This is a genomic window from Holophagales bacterium (assembly GCA_016719485.1).
In the GTDB taxonomy this organism is placed as follows: Bacteria; Acidobacteriota; Thermoanaerobaculia; order UBA5066; family UBA5066; genus UBA5066.
Genome location: JADJZB010000002.1, coordinates 235,088 through 251,757 on the forward strand (window position 1 = coordinate 235,088; position 16,670 = coordinate 251,757).

The 16,670-nt window shown below is 71.4% G+C and carries 17 protein-coding genes and 1 pseudogene; 16 read left to right on the top strand and 2 right to left on the bottom strand.

What is annotated here, in order from left to right; genetic code table 11:
* Positions 1-41 precede the first annotated feature (41 nt).
* The 16 genes and pseudogenes from IPN03_01070 (at position 42) to IPN03_01145 (ending at position 15,357) form a co-directional block, all read left to right on the top strand.
* On the top strand, positions 42-659 hold the full coding sequence (locus IPN03_01070; protein ID MBK9372349.1) for an HAD family phosphatase: 618 nt from the start codon (positions 42-44) through the stop codon (positions 657-659).
* A gap of 13 nt (positions 660-672) precedes the next feature.
* Positions 673-1,623 carry a Gfo/Idh/MocA family oxidoreductase gene (locus IPN03_01075; protein MBK9372350.1) on the top strand — a complete coding sequence of 317 codons (951 nt, stop codon included), beginning with the start codon at positions 673-675 and terminating at the stop codon, positions 1,621-1,623.
* Positions 1,620-2,480, top strand: coding sequence for an S-methyl-5'-thioadenosine phosphorylase (gene mtnP / locus IPN03_01080; GenBank protein ID MBK9372351.1), 861 nt, complete (start codon positions 1,620-1,622; stop codon positions 2,478-2,480). Before IPN03_01075 ends, mtnP begins: the two co-directional genes overlap by 4 nt.
* Positions 2,477-3,550 carry a carbohydrate kinase family protein gene (locus IPN03_01085; GenBank protein ID MBK9372352.1) on the top strand — a complete coding sequence of 358 codons (1,074 nt, stop codon included), beginning with the start codon at positions 2,477-2,479 and terminating at the stop codon, positions 3,548-3,550. The genes mtnP and IPN03_01085 overlap by 4 nt, the downstream gene beginning before the upstream one ends.
* A 7-nt stretch (positions 3,551-3,557) precedes the next feature.
* Positions 3,558-4,040: a 6,7-dimethyl-8-ribityllumazine synthase gene (locus tag IPN03_01090; GenBank protein ID MBK9372353.1), complete on the top strand. Its 483-nt coding sequence runs from the start codon at positions 3,558-3,560 to the stop codon at positions 4,038-4,040.
* A gap of 8 nt (positions 4,041-4,048) precedes the next feature.
* Positions 4,049-4,519 carry a transcription antitermination factor NusB gene (gene nusB / locus IPN03_01095; GenBank protein ID MBK9372354.1) on the top strand — a complete coding sequence of 157 codons (471 nt, stop codon included), beginning with the start codon at positions 4,049-4,051 and terminating at the stop codon, positions 4,517-4,519.
* Positions 4,516-5,373: a transglutaminase domain-containing protein gene (locus IPN03_01100; protein ID MBK9372355.1), complete on the top strand. Its 858-nt coding sequence runs from the start codon at positions 4,516-4,518 to the stop codon at positions 5,371-5,373. The genes nusB and IPN03_01100 overlap by 4 nt, the downstream gene beginning before the upstream one ends.
* Positions 5,370-5,795, top strand: coding sequence for a response regulator (locus IPN03_01105; protein ID MBK9372356.1), 426 nt, complete (start codon positions 5,370-5,372; stop codon positions 5,793-5,795). Before IPN03_01100 ends, IPN03_01105 begins: the two co-directional genes overlap by 4 nt.
* Positions 5,792-7,801: an Hpt domain-containing protein gene (locus tag IPN03_01110; GenBank protein ID MBK9372357.1), complete on the top strand. Its 2,010-nt coding sequence runs from the start codon at positions 5,792-5,794 to the stop codon at positions 7,799-7,801. Before IPN03_01105 ends, IPN03_01110 begins: the two co-directional genes overlap by 4 nt.
* The gene (locus IPN03_01115) at positions 7,798-8,208 is read left to right on the top strand and encodes a chemotaxis protein CheW (protein MBK9372358.1); all 411 of its coding nucleotides are present in this window, start codon (positions 7,798-7,800) and stop codon (positions 8,206-8,208) included. The genes IPN03_01110 and IPN03_01115 overlap by 4 nt, the downstream gene beginning before the upstream one ends.
* Positions 8,205-10,424 (top strand): HEAT repeat domain-containing protein, encoded by a 2,220-nt coding sequence (locus tag IPN03_01120; GenBank protein ID MBK9372359.1) that lies wholly within the window; start codon positions 8,205-8,207, stop codon positions 10,422-10,424. Before IPN03_01115 ends, IPN03_01120 begins: the two co-directional genes overlap by 4 nt.
* On the top strand, positions 10,421-11,245 hold the full coding sequence (locus IPN03_01125) for a protein-glutamate O-methyltransferase CheR (GenBank protein MBK9372360.1): 825 nt from the start codon (positions 10,421-10,423) through the stop codon (positions 11,243-11,245). The genes IPN03_01120 and IPN03_01125 overlap by 4 nt, the downstream gene beginning before the upstream one ends.
* Before the next feature lie 4 nt (positions 11,246-11,249).
* Positions 11,250-11,912, top strand: a complete 663-nt coding sequence (locus tag IPN03_01130; GenBank protein ID MBK9372361.1) for a response regulator — start codon at positions 11,250-11,252, stop codon at positions 11,910-11,912.
* Positions 11,897-12,319 (top strand): chemotaxis protein CheB, encoded by a 423-nt coding sequence (locus tag IPN03_01135; protein MBK9372362.1) that lies wholly within the window; start codon positions 11,897-11,899, stop codon positions 12,317-12,319. Before IPN03_01130 ends, IPN03_01135 begins: the two co-directional genes overlap by 16 nt.
* Before the next feature lie 50 nt (positions 12,320-12,369).
* A pseudogene (locus IPN03_01140) lies at positions 12,370-14,842 on the top strand (leucine--tRNA ligase).
* Complete coding sequence (locus IPN03_01145; protein ID MBK9372363.1) at positions 14,839-15,357, top strand: LptE family protein; 519 nt, start codon at positions 14,839-14,841, stop codon at positions 15,355-15,357. The pseudogene IPN03_01140 and the gene IPN03_01145 overlap by 4 nt, the downstream one beginning before the upstream one ends.
* Positions 15,358-15,460: 103 nt before the next feature.
* Here the strand turns inward: IPN03_01145 and rpsT are convergent, their stop codons facing one another.
* Positions 15,461-15,724 carry a 30S ribosomal protein S20 gene (rpsT, locus tag IPN03_01150; protein ID MBK9372364.1) on the bottom strand — a complete coding sequence of 88 codons (264 nt, stop codon included), beginning with the start codon at positions 15,722-15,724 and terminating at the stop codon, positions 15,461-15,463.
* A 66-nt stretch (positions 15,725-15,790) separates the two neighbouring features.
* Positions 15,791-16,618, bottom strand: a complete 828-nt coding sequence (ybgF, locus tag IPN03_01155) for a tol-pal system protein YbgF (GenBank protein ID MBK9372365.1) — start codon at positions 16,616-16,618, stop codon at positions 15,791-15,793.
* Between the last annotated feature and the right edge of the window lie 52 nt (positions 16,619-16,670).

The following is a 16,670-nucleotide window of genomic DNA, read 5'->3' on the forward strand; positions in this document are numbered from 1 at the left end:
GCGGGCCGCGAGCCGTGCAGGCCGGATGCGAAGATCCGCGGATGGAGCTTCGCGCCGTTCTCTTCGACATGGACGGTGTCCTCGTCTTCTCGGAGGACGCCTGGTTCGCCGTCTACAACCGGATGCTCGTCCAGTTCGGCCGCGCGCCGGTCCCGCGGGCCGAGTTCGACGCGATCTACGGAAACGGCGCGACGGCCGACCGGGACGCCTACCTGCCCGATCGGACGGTGGAGGAGATCGAGGCGGCGTACGCCAGCCTCTTCGAGGAGCACCTGGGTCAGGTCCGGCCGAACGTCGAAGCGAAAGGGGTCCTCGTGGAGCTGCGGCGCAGGGGTATCCGGATCGCCGTCGCCACGAACACGACGGCGCCTCTGGCGCGCCGGATCCTGGACCTCCAGGGCCTTCTCCCGCTCGTCGACGCCACCGCGTCGGCCAACGAAGCCGGCGCAGGCAAGCCGGACCCGGCCGTCGTCCGGCTGGCCGCGGAGCGGGTGGGAACGCCGCTCTCGCAATGCCTGTTCGTGGGCGATTCCCGGTTCGACGCCCAGGCGGCCGCCGCCGCGCCGGTGCGGTTCGTCGGCCTCGGCCACGGCGACGGGGAGCGGATCGAACGGCTCGGGGAGATCCTCGACCTCGTCCCGGACCCGTCGCTCCGCTAAACTCCCTGGTTTGATGCCCGACAAGATCAAGACAGGAATCGCCGGATGCGGCTACCTGGGCCGCCACCACGCCCGGATCCTCACCGAGCTCTCCCTCTCCGAGCCCGTCGGCTTCGTCGAGCCGAACGACGACATGGCCGCCGAGATCGAGGGCAAGTACGGAGCCGCCGGGCTCGTCCGCTGCCGCTCCGTGAAGGAGCTGCTCGAGAGGGGCGCGACGGCCGTCGTCGTCGCGACCCCCACCTCCACGCATGCCGAGGTCGCCGAGGAGCTGCTCTCGGGCGGAGCCGACGTTCTCGTCGAAAAGCCGATGACCGTCACCCTGGACGAGGCCGACCGTCTGATCGCGGTGGCCCGCGGGAACGGCCGCGTCCTCCAGGTGGGGCACATCGAGCGCTTCAACCCGGCGGTCGTCGCCGTCCTGCCGCTCGTGACCGAGCCGAAGTTCATCGAGGCGCACCGCCTCGGCGTCTTCGTCCCGCGGGCGCTCGACGTCGACGTCGTCCTCGACCTCCTCGTCCACGACCTCGACATCGCGCTCGAGATCGTGAAGCGGCCGGTGACCGCGATCCACGCCGTCGGCGTGCCGATCCTGTCGAAGAAGGTCGACATCGCCTCCATCCGCCTCGAGTTCGAGGGGGGGTGCGTGGCGAACCTCACCGCCTCGCGCGTCTCGACGGAGAAGACCCGGAAGTTCCGCTTCTTCCAGCCCGACTGGTACTTCTCGATCGACACGCAGGCGCGGGACGTGACGGCCTACCGTCTCGATCGTCTGAGCGGCCCGCCCCGGATCATGGAGTGGCCCGTCGCGGTGGTCGCCGCCGATCCGCTCACCGCGGAGGACGGAGCGTTCCTCGAAGCGTGCCGCACGCGGACCGAGCCGGCCGTGACGGGAGAGGCCGGTCGCGCGGCCCTGAAGCTCGCCCTCGACGTCCAGGAGGAAGTCCGGCGGAGGCTGGGTTGACGAAGCGGATCGGACTCGTCGGCGGGTCGGGTCTCTATGCGCTGCCAGGGCTCGTCGTCGCGGAAGAGGTGCGGCTCGAGACCCCGTTTGGAGCGCCGTCGGACGCTTTCGTCCTCGGAAACCTGGCGGGCGTGCCGGTCGCGTTCCTGGCGCGGCACGGGCGCGGGCACCGGCTCCTTCCGTCCGAGGTGAACTACCGGGCGAACGTCTGGGGCTTCCGGAAGCTCGGATGCTCGTACCTCGTCTCGTCTTCGGCCTGCGGTTCGATGAAGCTCGAGTACGCACCGGCGGACGTCGTCCTGCCCGATCAGTTCCTCGACCTGACGAAGGGCCGGCGGTCGACGTTCTTCGGCGAGGGGTGCGTCGCGCACGTCTCCTTCTCGCACCCGGTCTCCTCGCACCTCCTCGACGCTCTCGCGAGGGCGGCCGTCGAGACGGGCGCCGTGGCGCACCGCGGCGGAACGTACCTCTGCATGGAGGGGCCACAGTTCTCGACGCTCGCCGAGTCGCGCCTGTACCGCTCGTGGGGCGTGGACGTCATCGGAATGACGAACGCGACGGAGGCGAAGCTCTGCCGCGAGGCCGAGATCGACTACGCCACGATGTGCCTCGTGACGGACTACGACTGCTGGCACGAGGAGGAGGCGCCGGTCTCAGTGGAGGCCGTCCTCGCCGTGCTGAAGAAGAACGCCGAAACTGCGGACCGGGTGCTCGCCCGCGCCGTCGCCTCGCTCGATCCCGAGCGCCCCCCCGACTGCGACGGCGCGATGCGCTTCGCCGTCCTCTCCGACCCTGCCGGGGTCCCCTCCGAAGCGCGCGAGCGCCTCTCGCTCCTGATGGAAAGGTACTGGACATGAGCTCGAGCCCCAAGGTCGTCGTCACCGGCTCGGTGGCGTTCGACTACCTGATGCGATTCCCCGGGAAATTCCAGGACGTCGTCGTTCCCGACCGCCTCCACCGGCTTTCCGTCTCGTTCCTCGTGGACGAGATGCGGCGCGTTCGCGGGGGCGTGGCGCCGAACATCGCCTACGGCCTCGCCCTCTTCGGCGTGACCCCGTCGATCCTCGCGACGGCGGGGCAGGACGCCGCCGACTACCGCTCCTGGCTCGGCGAGCAGGGGGTCGACGTCTCCGGGATGAAGCTCTGCGACGACGTCTTCACGGCATCGTTCTTCGTCTCGACCGACCTCGAGCAGAACCAGATCGCCACCTTCTACGCCGGCGCGATGGCGCGGGCGTCCGAGCTGACGTTCCGGTCGTACGAGCGGGGTTCCGTCGCCCTCGCGCTCATCTGCCCGAGCGACCCGACGGCGATGCGGCAGCACGCCCGCGAGTGCCGGGAGCTGGGCATTCCCTACGTCTACGACCCGAGCCAGCAGGTGGCGCGGCTCGAGGGCGACGACCTCCTCGTCGGCCTCGACGGCGCGGCGATGCTGATCGGAAACGAGTACGAGTTCGGGATCATCGAGAAGAAGACCGGCCTCTCCGAGGCGGAGCTGGCGGCGAAGGTGCCTGTCCTGGTGATCACGCGGGGCGAGGAGGGGGCGACGATCGCCCTCCGGGGCGGCTCGCCCCGGGAACCCGGCGGGGCCCGGGCGATCCGGATTCCCCCGGCGAAGCTCCGGACGGAAGCCCTCGACCCGACGGGGGTCGGCGACGCATTCCGTTCCGGATTGCTGGCCGCACGCCTCCGGGGCCTGCCGTGGGAGGAAGCGGGGCGGCTCGGATCCGTGGCGGCCGTACTCTGCCTCGAGACCCTCGGGCCGCAGGCGCGGCGCTGGAGCTTCGACGACCTCCTCGAACGATACGCCGAGAGCTACGGCGCGCCTCTTCCCGGGCCGCTGGCCGAACGGCTTCGCGGCTCCTCCGAAACCGGGGAAGGAACGCTCTCCGTCCGCCCGGTGGGCGGCTTCTCTCTGCTAGACTGAGGCCGCCATGAACGTGCTCGAGGGACAGCTTCGCGCCGACGGGCGGCGGTTCGGTATCGTCGCCTCTCGGACCAACGACATCGTCGTCTCCCGCCTCCTCGAGGGGGCCCTCGACGCTTTCAGGAGGCTGGGCGCGGCCGAGGGCGCCGTCACCGTGGTCAAGGTGCCGGGCTCGTGGGAGATTCCTCTCGCACTGCGCGACCTCGGAAAGTCGGGACCCTTCGACGCCCTGGTGGCGCTGGGAGCCGTGATCCGGGGCGGGACGCCCCACTTCGACTACGTCGCCAACGAGGTCGCAAAGGGAGTGTTCCAGGTCGGCCTCGAGATGGACCTTCCGATCACCTTCGGAGTCCTGACGTGCGATTCGCTCGAGCAGGCGCTCGAGCGGTCCGGCGCCAAGGGAGGCAACAAGGGGTTCGAGGCGGCAACGGCGGCCGTCGAGCTGGCGGACCTCCGCGCGCGGTTGCGAGCGGGCTCGCCGGTCCGGTAGGGGTCGCCGTGAGCGGCCGGAGGCGTCGCGCCCGGGAACTGGCACTTCAGCTCCTCTACCAACGGGACATCGCGGGGACGGAACCCGAGGAGATGTTCGCCCGGACGGAGGAGTACACCAACGCCACGCCCGACGTTCAGGAGTACGCCTCGCGGCTCGTCCTCGGGACGATCTCCCGCCTCGCCGAGCTGGACGAGCGGCTCGGAAAGCAGTCGGAGCACTGGCGGCTCGGCCGGATGCCGGTGGTGGACCGAAACCTCCTCCGGGTCGCTCTCTACGAGCTGATCCACGAGGACGAGACTCCGGACCCGGTCGTCATCGACGAGGCGGTCGAGATCGCCAAGAAGTTCTCGACGCCGTCCTCGGCGCCGTTCATCAACGGCGTTCTCGACGGCATCCGGCGCAGCCTCTACGGACCGCGGGAGTCCGCGGCGTCGCGGCGGCCGAAACCGACGCCGACGCCGACGGGGAGCCGGTGACCCCGGCGCTGGCGCTCGCGCTCGTTCTCCTCTCGGGCCCCGAGAGGGAGGCGATGCCGCGCCCGAACGGCGTCGAAACGGCGAGATACCTGGTCGAGGGCCCGGAGCCGTGGAAAGCGGTCCGCCCCGTCGAGGGTCCGGGATACCGGGTCGTCCTCTCGTCCCCCGACGGCCAGTCGCTCATCGCCACCGTCGAGGTCGACGGATCCCCCGTGCGGGACGCGGCGGCCTACCCGGTCGACCCGCGGATCCTGCCGACCGAGGCGCGCGAGATCCTCGCCGATCCGCTCCCCGCGGACGACGAGCTGGAAGCCCTCTCCAGAATGCTCCTGCGCGGGGCCACCACGCAGCTCGAGGCGGTGGAGAGGGTCGTCGCGTGGGTCTCGCAGCGCATCCGCTATGACCTTCCAGGTCTCATCCCGGAGAGCGCCGCCTCCTGCCACCGCAGCCGGCGGGGATCGTGCGTCGGCCGGTCGCTGCTGGCGGCCGACCTCCTGCGCCGCGGGGGGCTCCCCGCACGGCAGGTCACGGGAATCCTGACGGCTCGCGGCGCGAGCGAGCTGACGGACAACAGCCGGGAGCTCTTCAACGAAGGGATCAGCGGGGTCCGCCATCGCTGGATAGAGGTACACGTCTCCGGACTCGGGTGGGTCCCTTCGGATCCCGGTGGCCTCGCGAACACGGTCACCGCGCGGCACCTGGCGCTGCCCGGTGCTCCGCCGGACGGCTTCGGCCTGAGGGTCCTTTCCCGCGGACCGGCCCTCGTGCGTCGCGCGCACGACGGCACTCTCGCGAGGCCGCGTCTGCGGATCGTCGAGGCGGTCGATCTCCCCGCGGAGGCGGAGCGCCCGTGACGACCCCCGTCCGGACCCGTCGGCACGTCCTCGTCGTCGACGACTCCGGGCCCGCGCGCCTTCTCATCCGCCAGGCGCTCGACGGCTGGGCGCGCCGGACCGGGCAGAAGCTCGAGATCGTGGAGGCCGAGAACGGCTTCGAGGCGCTTCGCGAGCTGCCGCGGACGCCTTTCGACCTCGTCCTGACGGACGTGAACATGCCGACCCTCTCCGGCCTGGAGCTCATCCGGATGATCCGCGCACGTCCCGAGCAGCGCGGGCTGCCGGTCGTGGCGATCTCCACCGAGCGCGACGCCGAGGACGCGGCGCGCGCGCGGACGGCCGGGGCGGACGGCTACCTCGGAAAGCCCTTCGACACCGAGACGTTCGACCGGCTGGTCGATGAGCTCCTCCTCCCGGTTCGGGCTCCGGAGGAGCCGTGAGCCGGCGGCCGACGCCTGGAGGCTCCTTTTCGAAGGAGTTCCTCGCAGAAGCCGAGATGCTCCTCGAGGAGGCCGGTACCTGCATCGACGGCCTCGACGGCGAGTCGGACGACCCGAATCCCGCGAAGGTGAACGCGCTCTTCCGCGCCGTTCACTCGCTGAAGGGGGTCTCGGGGATGGTAGGGCTCACGGGGATCGCCGAGGCCGCTCACGACCTCGAGACGCTCCTCGACGACGTGCGGATGGGGCGCGTCGTTCCGACCCCGGCGGCGCTCGGGATCGTGCGGGAAGGCCTGACGGCCCTTTCCACTCTCGTCGCCCGGGTCGCGGCGGGTGAAGAGGCTCCGGCGCTCGCCGAGCGTCTCCGGACCCGTCTCGAGGCCGCTCTCGTGTCCAGTCCCGTTGTCCCGGCGGCCGAGGTGCCGGCGCTCCCTGTCGAGCTCGAGGCCTCGCTCTCCGACTACGAACGGCACCGCGTGGGCGAAGCCGCGCGGCGGAGAAAGGGGCTGGTCCTCGTCGACCTCGACCTCGACTTCGACGCCTTCGATACGGGGCTGCGCACGGCGATGGCCGAAGCCTCCGCAGCGGGGGAGCTGATCGGGACGTTTCCTGGAACCGCGACCGACCCGTCGCGGATGGCGTTCCGGCTTCTCGTCGCGCTTTCGACGGATGCCAGCGTGACCGAGCTGCAGGAGAAGTGCGGGGCCTGCCGTGTCACAGTCGTTCTGGCCGAACCGCCCGCCGCTCAGCCGGCTCTGCGGGCCCCGGCGTCTCCGGAGACGCTGAGCGACGTTGCGCCGCAGGTCGCCCGGGGAGTGGTACGTGTCCCGCTGGAAAAGGTGGCCGCCCTCGTCGACCTCGCCGGGGACCTCGCGCTCACGCGCGGGGCGCTCGGCCGCGCGCTCCGGCGCGCGCTGGCGGGGGCTCCGGACCGGAGCGCCCGCTACGAGGCGCAACGGGCATTCTCACAGCTCGACCGGCTCGTCTCAGCGCTCGGACCCACGGCCCTGTCTCTCCGGCTCGTCCCGGTCGAAACGCTGACGTCCCGGCTCGGCCGGGCGTTCGCCCGGACCGCCGCGGCCCTCGGCAAGGAAGCCGATTTCGACGTTCACGGCGTGGAGACCGAGATCGACAAGGTCCTGGCGGATGAGCTCGCTGACCCGCTGCTGCACATCGTCCGAAACGCTCTCGACCACGGGATCGAGTCTCCCGAATCCCGCGTCGCAGCAGGGAAGCCACGGCGCGGACGCGTCTCGATGACGGTGGCGCCACGCGGCCGCGAGGTCGTCCTCACTTTCTCCGACGACGGGCGAGGGATCGACGGAACGGCAATCGTCAGGAGAGCCCGGGAGACCGGCATCCTCTCAGCGGGTGAGCCCGACCCGCGCGACCCGTTCTCACTTCTCTTCCGGCCTGGCTTCTCGACCGCCGAGACCGTCACCGAGTTCTCGGGACGTGGAGTGGGCCTGGATGTCGTGGGGGAGAACCTCGCGAGGCTGGGCGGACGCGTCCGGGTCCGATCGACGCCGGGCGAAGGAACGACGTTCGAGGTCCTGGTCCCGATGACGCTCGTCCTGCTCGAGTCGCTCGTCGTTCGCGTGGGCGACCTGCGATTCGCGGTTCCAGCCGAGAACGTACTGCGCACTCTCCCGTCCCGCCCGGAGGACGCCCTGCTCGTCGACGGAACGCCTTGCCTGAGGGACGGCGACCGAGCCCTGCCCCTCGCCAGCCTCGGCTCGCTTCTCGGTCTCGAGGGGCCGGCCGGGCGGGCCCTCCCCGAGTCCATCGTCGTCGCCGAAGACGGAGAGCGGGCGGCGGCATTCGTCGTCGACTCCGTGGAAGGCGTCTGGGACCTCCTCGTCAAGCCGCTCGCGGACTCCGTTCCGCGCCACAGGGAGATTTCCGGTGCGGCCGAGGTCCCCGGAGGAGAGGTCGCGCTGGTGCTGGACTCAGGGGCCCTCCTCTCGCGGATCTACGCGTCCGCGGCATGCGGGAGGGCCGCGTGAGCGCGGGCGACCTCCTCGCCTTTCGCGCCGGGGGAGAGCGGTTCGCTGTGCCGCTCGACCGGGTCCGCGAGGCGGCGCGGCCGCGCCGGATCACCCCCCTTCCGGGCGCTCCGCCCTGGTGGAACGGTGTCGCGCTGATCCGGGGCGAGGCGCTCGGCATCGTCGATGTCGCGGCGGCGGTCGGACTTCCAGCCTCCCCCCGGTGTCCCTCGCCCCTCGTCGTCGTCCTCCACGGGTGCGACCACGCGCTCCTCGTCGACGCGATCGACGGCGTGGAGCCTTTCCCGGCCGGTCCCGTGTCGCCCCCGCCGCCTGGACGGGGTGCGCTTCGGGGGGTCGTCGCCGAGGAATCCGGCTTTCTCTCCCTTCTCGACGTCGACCGTCTCGGGGCGAGAGGCGAGGCATGACCAGCGAAGAGCGACCCTCCCTCGCGGAACGCGCCGCCGACCCCGACGCTGCCGAGCGCTGGCGCACCGCGCTGGCCCTGGCGAAGGCTCCTGGTGAGGAGGCGGAAGACCTGCTCGTCGCACTTCTGAAGGACGAGGACTACCGCGTGAGGGAGCGGGCGGTCGCGTCGCTCGGGCGCCGATTCAACCCGCGGGTGGCCTCCGCGTGTGCGGTGGCGCTGGCGGACGACGCCGACGCGGGCCACCGGGCCGCTGGTCTCGTCCTGCTGGCGAGAGCGGGAGCGGCTGGCCGGGCCGTTCTCCTCGGTGCCCTGCAGCACCCTTCCGCCGACGTGAGGATCTCGGCCGCGACGGCCCTGCCCGGCCTGGCGCCGGACGCCGGGACCGTGGCGGCGATCGAGGCGGCGGCGCGCCGGGAGGGCGACCCGAACGCCCGCGCCGCGCTCCTGCTGGCGCTCGGACGGACCGGGCGGAGAGAGGCGATCGCGCCCCTGCTCGCCGTCCTCGAGGAAGGAAACCTCTGGCTCCAGGTGCATGCACTGGAAGCCCTGGGGAGCGTCGGCGATCCGGAGATCGCCCCGCGGATACTTCCCCTCCTCGGCAACGACGCGCTCCGGCAGGGGGCGCTCCATACCCTCGCGCGGCTCCGGTCGCCGGTCGCGGCGGAGCCGCTCGTCCGGCGCGCGGCGGCGGGAGAGACCGACGGGTTCCTGCTCGCCGCGGCGCGAGCGGCTCTCGAGGCCTTGCCTGCGAGCACCCTCGCGTCGCTGAGGCCTCTCTGGCCCGGCGCGCGGCAGGCTCTGCTGACCATTCTGGAGGATCCGGAGGGGGACGGCCCGGTCCGCACCGACGCGGCCCATCTCATGGCGCTCCTGGACGTCCCCCGGGCGGCCCTCGCCATCGTGACGCACGGTCCGTTTCGCGACGGCTACGCGGCACTCCGCTTCCTGGCCAGGACGCGTTGCGAGGAAGCCCTCCTCGCCGTCCTCCAGGTGGCCGACCCGGAGCCGGCCCTCGAGCTGCTCGACGCCCTGCGGGGCGGTCCCGACGCCCCGACGCTCCTTCCGCTGCTGGTCCATCCGTCACCGACGGTGAAGGCGGCCGTTCTGTCCTGCGTCCCCGCGGGTCTCGTCCGGGTCTCGGACCTGATCGACGTCCTCGCCGAGGACGACCCGGAAACGGCTCTCGCCGCTGCTCTCGCGCTCGCCAGCGACGAGACGGGGGCTCCCCTCGACCAGCTTCGAACCCGGCGGCGGGCGCTCCTGGATCGCGCCGGTGGACCGGACGGACCCGGCCGCACCGCCGCGCTGACGGCCCTCGGCACTGCAGATGGAGCGGACGTGGAAGCGGCCATCCGCGGCGCGATCGTCTCGCCGGATCCGGCGGTCCGCGAAGCGGCCGTCGCGGCGGGGGCCCAGGGCCGGCGCCTGGGCGACCACGAGCTCGTCGCGCGCCTCTCGGACGAAAGCGCCGCCGTCAGGTCCGCTGCGCTCCGCGGGCTGGCCCTTCGGGCCAATCGAGGCGATGTGCCGGCGGGCGTGACCTGGAGGGACGGACTGGTCTTTCTCGTCGACGAGCCTTCCGCGGCCGCCGCGGGCGGCGCCGCCGTCATTGCTCTCGGAGGGTCCGAGCGGCCCCGCCTCGTCGAAGAGATGCTCGCGCAGGAGCCGGCCGTTCGCGTCGCCGCGCTCGAGGAGATCGAGCGGACCGGCGACGCCGAGGCCGCCCGGAGCGCGATGGCAGCGATCGGCCACGAGGACGTCGAGACGGCGTGTGCAGCGGTCCGGGCGATGGTGGTCGCGGACGCCACGACCGCGGACGAGGTCCTCCCGCAGGCGCTTGGCGACGAGCGGCCCCAGGTGCGATCCGCAGCCGCGGAGACGATCGCGCGGAGGCCGGCGGGCGACGGCGGCACGACGCTCGCGGCGGCCATCGGCGAGGCACTCGTGGCGGAGGGGGATCGCCACGTCCTGCGTTCCCTCCTTCTCGCCGCGGCCGCGGTCGGCGACGAGGCGACGGTGGAGCCGCTGACGCTCGTCCTCTCGCAGGAGACGGTGCCCGCCGAGGCCGAAGCGGCCGCCGTGGCGCTCGCCTCGCGCAGGCCCGACGCCTGCCGTGTCGCGTGGACGCACGCTCCGGCACGCGCGGAGAGACGGTGGGCTCGCGCTCTCGGCGCGGCCACCCGCCAGCGCGGACGCGCTCCGAGGATGCCGTGACGACGCGGTCGCTGGAGCTGGCCGAAACGGTCTTCCGTCTGTACCAGGACCTCCTGAGGCGGCGGACCGGGTTCGTCCTGGCCGACGTCCAGCGGAGCCGGCTCGAGAGCCGTCTCGGGGCCGAAGCGCGGAGCGCCGGCTCCTTCTACCAGCTCTACGGGCGCCTCCGGAACGAACCGACGGGCTCTCCGCTCTTCGGTCGCCTCCTGGATGCGGCCGTGAACGGGGAGACGTATTTCTTCCGCGACCCGGCGAGCCTGAGGGCTTTCTCCGAGGAAATCGCCCCGGAGAGGCTCCTGGCCGGAGGGCACGACGGCATCCTCGACGTATGGTCCGCCGGCTGCGCGACGGGCGAGGAAGCCTACGCGCTCTCCATCGTCCTCCACGAACGCGGAATCCTCCCGGGACGCCGGGTGAGGATCCTCGGGACGGACCTTTCGCCGGCCCACATCCGCCGGGCGCGGGCTGGCGTCTACGGCCCGCAGGCCCTGCGCGCCACGTCGCCGGAGAAGCGGCGCGAGCACTTCGAGGCTGCCGAGGGTGGACTCTTCCGCCTGAAGGCACCCCTCGCGGCGCCGGTCCTGTTCGAGGCCCGCTCTCTCCTCGACGAACCGGCCTCGGGACCGCCCTTCGACGTGATCCTGTGCCGGAACGTCCTGATCTACCTCGACGAGGAAGCCCGCACGCGCGTGGTCGAGATCCTCGCGTCGCGGCTCAAGCCGGGCGGGTACATCCTTCTCGGCGCCAGCGACGCCCTGGCGGCCGCGTCGTCGCCTCTCACGCTCGTCCGCCTCACGAACGACGTGGCGTACCGAAGGTAGAGGCATGCGGGTCCTGGTCGTCGAAGACTCGGCCTACCAGCGGCTGAGGATCGTCGAGGCCCTCCGGGGCGCCGCGGGAGTCGGAGAGGTCGAAGCCGTCGGAACGGGGGAGGAGGCGATCCGCCGGCTCCTGACTCACGAGTTCGGCCTCGTGACTCTCGACCTCGGGCTTCCGGGAATGGACGGTCACGCCGTCCTGCGCTGGATCATGGCGAACCGGCCCCTGCCGGTCGTGGTGATCTCCTCCGACCGGGAGGAGCGGAGCGCCCTGGCGGCGCTGGAGGCGGGCGCCCTGGACGTCCTCCCGAAAGCGGGCGCACAGCCCGAGAGCCTCGCGCGATGGAGAAAGCGGCTGGGCGAGGTCGTCGAGGGAGCCCGGAGCATGTCGATGGAGAGCCTCCTGCGTCGGTCGGCGTCTCGGGCCTCAGAGCCGCCGGTGAGCGGCGCGATTCCGCGACCCGCTCGGCCTCCCCTCACGTCGGTACCCCTGCCGGCCTCGTCGTCGCCGCTTCCACCGGCGGTCCACCGGCCCTCAGAGAGCTCTTCCTCGGCCTGCCCCCGCAGAACGCCGTGGTCGGCGTCGCGCAGCACATGCCGGCTCCGTTCACGCGGTCTCTGGCGCAGCGGCTCTCGTCCGGAACTCCCTGGGACGTGCGCGAGGCCGTGAACGGCGCGGAGGCGGTGCCGGGCGTCGTCTGGCTCGCGCCGGGAGGCGGCCACCTCGAGTTCGTCCGCCACCAGAGCGAGCGCCTCTTCCTGAACGTCGCACCGAACGGCCCTTCGATGAGGTGGTGCCCTTCGGCCGACGTTCTCTTCGCCTCCGCCGCGTCGTCCTTCGGCGCACGCCTCGTCGCGGTCGTCCTGACCGGCATGGGGGATGACGGGGCCGAGGGCAGCCGCGCGATCGCCGCCGCCGGAGGGACGGTCCTCTGCGAGTCCCGCGAGTCGGCCGTGATCGCCGGTATGCCGGACGCGGCCGCGCGCGCCGTTCCGGAGGCCGGCCGTTTCGCGCTGTCGCGGCTCCCGGCCGAGGTCGACCGGCGCCTTTCCAACGCTTCGCGCGCCCCGGGGTAGGGCGCGCCGACTCCCGCGGGTCGGGCCGGTTGCTACACTCCGAGTCCTTTATGGACGCACGCGAAGAACGCACCGCTCTCGAGAGGAAGTGGCAGGCGCGCTGGGCCTCGGACCGCGCCGCTTTCGTCGACACCCACGACCCGTCGTCGAAGGGGACCTACCTCCTCGTCATGCTCCCGTACCCCTCGGGGGACCGGCTCCACGTGGGGCACGCCAGGACCTACTTCCTGACGGACGCGCTCCACCGCTACCTGAAGCAGAAGGGGGAGACGGTCTTCTGCCCGATGGGCTGGGACGCCTTCGGCCTTCCCGCCGAGAACTTCGCGATCCAGCGCGGGATCCCGCCGCGCGCGTCGACGCTCGCGAACATCGCCGCGATGAAGGAGCAGTTCGACGGCGTGGGGCGTCCTCTACGACTGGACGAAGGAAGTCACCACGTGCGAGCCGGAGTACTACCGGTGGAACCAGTGGCTCTTCCTCCGGATGGTGGAGAGGGGGCTCGCCTACAGGAAGAAGGGGACCGTCAACTGGTGCCCCTCCTGCCTGACGGTCCTGGCGAACGAGCAGGCCGAGGGCGGCACCTGCGAACGCTGCAAGAGCCCCGTGGAGCAGCGGGAGCTGGAACAGTGGTTCCTGAAGATCACGGAGTACGCCGAGAGCCTGCTCGCCGGGCTCGACCAGCTCGGGAAGTGGTCCGAGAAGGTCCGGGCGATGCAGAGGAACTGGATCGGCCGCTCCGTCGGCGCGGACCTCGATTTCGACGTGCCGAAGCTCGGGGAGAAGCTGCGCGTCTTCACGACGCGTCCCGACACGGTTTTCGGCGCGACGGCGATGATCCTCGCTCCCGAGCACCCGGCGGTTCCTCGCCTCCTCGAGAATCATCCCGAGAGGGCCGCGCTCGAGGAGTGGGTGAAGGGCGTGAGGAGCCAGGACCGGCTGCAGCGGGAAGCCGAGGGAGCCGAGAAGGACGGCCGGTTCACCGGCGCGTACGCGACGAACCCGTTCACCGGCGAAGAGATGCCGATCTGGATGGCGAACTTCGTCCTCGCCGAATACGGCACGGGAGCGATCATGGCGGTCCCGGGGCACGACGTGCGCGACCACGAGTTCGCGACGAAGTACGGGATCCCGATCCGCGAGGTCATCCGGCGCCCCGAGGGGGCGGACGCGTCGATCGCGTGCTGGACGGGCGAGGGGACGATGACCGCTTCCGGCCCGTACGACGGCACGGCTTCGGAGACGGGACGCGAGGCGATCGCCGCAGAGGCGGCGCAGCGCGGCATCGGTGGCGCACGCGTGCGCTACCGCCTGCGCGACTGGCTGATCTCGCGGCAGCGCTACTGGGGCACCCCGATCCCGATGGTGAAATGCAGGGCCTGCGGATGGGTGCCCGTGCCCGACGACCAGTTGCCCGTCCTCCTTCCGAAGGACGCCCCCTTCACCGGAAAGGGGGGCAACCCGCTCGAGAAGGTCGAGTCGTTCCTGAAGACCGCGTGCCCGCGGTGCGGCGGCGAGGCCCGGCGCGAGACGGACACGATGGACACGTTCGTCGACTCGTCCTGGTACTACCTGCGGTACCTCGACCCGGCGAACGAAACGGCTCCGTTCGACCCGGCCGTCATCGCGCGCTGGGCGCCGGTGACGCAGTACGTGGGGGGTATCGAGCACGCGATCCTCCACCTGCTGTACGCCCGCTTCTTCGCCAGGGTGATGAAGGACCTGGGACTCATCTCGTTCGAGGAGCCGTTCGCGGCCCTCTTCAACCAGGGGATGATCACCCGCATGTCCCCCGGGGGACGCATCGAGAAGATGTCCAAGTCGCGCGGGAACGCCGTCTCCCTCGATCCGCTGATCGCCGCGAAGGGGGCCGACGCCGTGAGGGCCTACGTCCTCTTTCTCGGCCCTCCCGAGTCGGATGCGGAGTGGACCGACGAGCAGATTGCCGGACCGGAGCGCTTCCTCTACCGCGTGATCGCCCTCGTCGAGGCATACCTCCGGACGCACGGCACGGCGCCTCTGGCGCCGGGAGCGCCTGGCTCGCCCGCGGCCCGAAAGCGGCAGATCGCCGTCCGGACGCTCACGCACGACTTCGACGCGTTCTCCTTCCACACCGCCGTGGCGCACCTGATGGAGTTCTCCCACCATGTCGCGGGCCTCGTCGGCGATGCGAAGGCCGAGCCCGGAGAGACGCGCGCCTCGATCCTGACGCTTCTCGCGCTTCTCCATCCCATCGCCCCCCACCTGACGGAGGAGCTCCACGAGCGGATGGGGGAGACCAGGAGCCTCCTCGTCTCCGGCTGGCCGGCGTTCGACCCGGCGCTCGCGGTCGAGGAATCGGTGACGATCGCCCTCCAGGTGAGCGGAAAGCTGCGCGGGCAGGCCGTCCTGCCCCGTGGCGCGACGCGCGAGCAGGCGCTGGCCGCCGCCGAAGGGAATGACGCCGTCGCGAAGTGGCTCGACGGAAAGGAACGGGTGAAGGTCGTTTTCGTCCCCGACCGGCTCCTCAACGTCGTGGTGAAGTGAAGCGTCGGGCGTTGCTCGGGGCGCTCCTCGCCGTGGCGGTCGAGGGGTGCGGGTATGCCCTCGTCGGGACGGGGCGCGGCATTCTCCCCGAGGGGACGAGCTCCGTCTTCGTCGAGTCGTTCGCCAACGACACGCCCCGTGTCGGGCTCGAGCAGCGACTGACCGACGCGGTTCTCAGGGAGCTCGCCGGACGGGCGCGCCTTTCCCCGGTCTCCGATCGCTCCACCGCGGACGTCGAGATCTCGGGACGGATCCTCTCCTACCAGGTGAACCCGGTGCGGTTCGACGACCAGGGCCGGGCCTTGGAGTACGAGATCGCGGTGGTGGCCCGCGTGAGGCTCACGGACCGGAAGACGGAGAAGGCCCTCTTCGAGAACCCTTCGTTCCTCTTCCGGCAACCCTACCCGGTCGCCGCCACCAGCGCGAGCTACGTCGACATCGAGAACGCGGCCATCGAGGCGATGGCCCGCCCCTTCGCCCGGAGCCTCGTCTCGACGATCCTCGAAGGCTTCTGACGAAACCCGGACGAAGACACGCAAGGCCGGGTCACCGGATGGGAAGCCCGTCGAGCTCCACGTCCAGCCGACCCGGCCCGGTCGTCTTCCCCGGGGAAGGGCGTCAGTCTGCCTTGGCGACCTTCTTGTTGGCGCCGGTGGCGAGGCGCGACTTGAGGCGCGCGGCCGTGTTCTTGTGGAGGACGCCCTTGCGGACCGCGACGTCGAGGCTGGAGGCGGCCTTGGGCAGCATCTCCTTCGCCTTGTCGGGTGCGGCGGCCCGGGTCGCCTTGACCGTGCGGCGGGTCTGGCTCTTCACCGCGCGGTTGCGCGTCTTGAGCCTGTCGTTCTGGGCGGCACGCTTCTTCGCCTGTTTCGTGTTGGCCATCGTGTCCTTTCGGCTGGGTGTCTTGCGTTCATCCCTCCGCCTCGCCGGCGGAGGGCGATCGTGGGGTCAGCGGGAATCGGAGCCGAGCGCGCGAAGGCGCTGGCGGGCGCTCTTGGCTTCGTCCGACGTCGGGTACTCGTGAACGACGAACTGGAGCTGGACGATCGCCTGGGCCTTTTCGCCGAGGTCCAGGTGGGCGAGGCCCTTGCGCAGGTGGGCCGAAGACGCCTTGTCGCTCTGGGGGTAGGCCTTCAGGAGCCGGTCGAACGTCTCGAGGGCTTCCCGGGGCTTCTTCTGCGCCGACCAGCACTCGGCCGCCCAGTAGAGGGCGTCGTCGGAAAGGTCGGTCTTCGGATAGGTCTCGACGTAGTCCTCGAAGCCCTGGCGGGCGAGGTCGAAGCGACCGCGCTGGTAGTCGCCGAGCGCCTGGTTGTAGATGTCGGCGGGAGCGGGGCGTCCGGAAGAGGGCTTCGTGGCCGGGGCGGGTATCAGGCCGGGAGCGAGGGCCACGGCCCCCCCGGACGCTGGAGGAGCTCCGGCTGCGGGTGCCGGTCCGGGGCCGCCGTAGCCGGCAGGGGCGGCCGAAACGCCGTCCGTCCGGGTCTGGGCCTCGGCGATCTGCTGGGAAAGCTGGGCGAGACGCCTGTTCGCATCCTCGAGCTTTCCGGCCAGCGTCTGCAGCTCGCGCGTCAGTTCGTCGAACCGGGTCCCCATGTCCGCGTTGGAACGGAGAATCGTGGAGACCTGCTTCGTCAGGTTCTGGTTGAGCTTGTCGACCTCTTCCTTCGAGCTGTTCTGCTGCGCGAGGGTGTCGACCTTCTTCTCGACGTCTCCGACGTGGCGGTGGAGACCCTCGATATCCGTCCCGCTGACACAGCCGGACAGTGCAAACACTGCGAACACTGCGAACACAACGAGGAGCGCCCCCACGCGGGGAGCGCTCCTC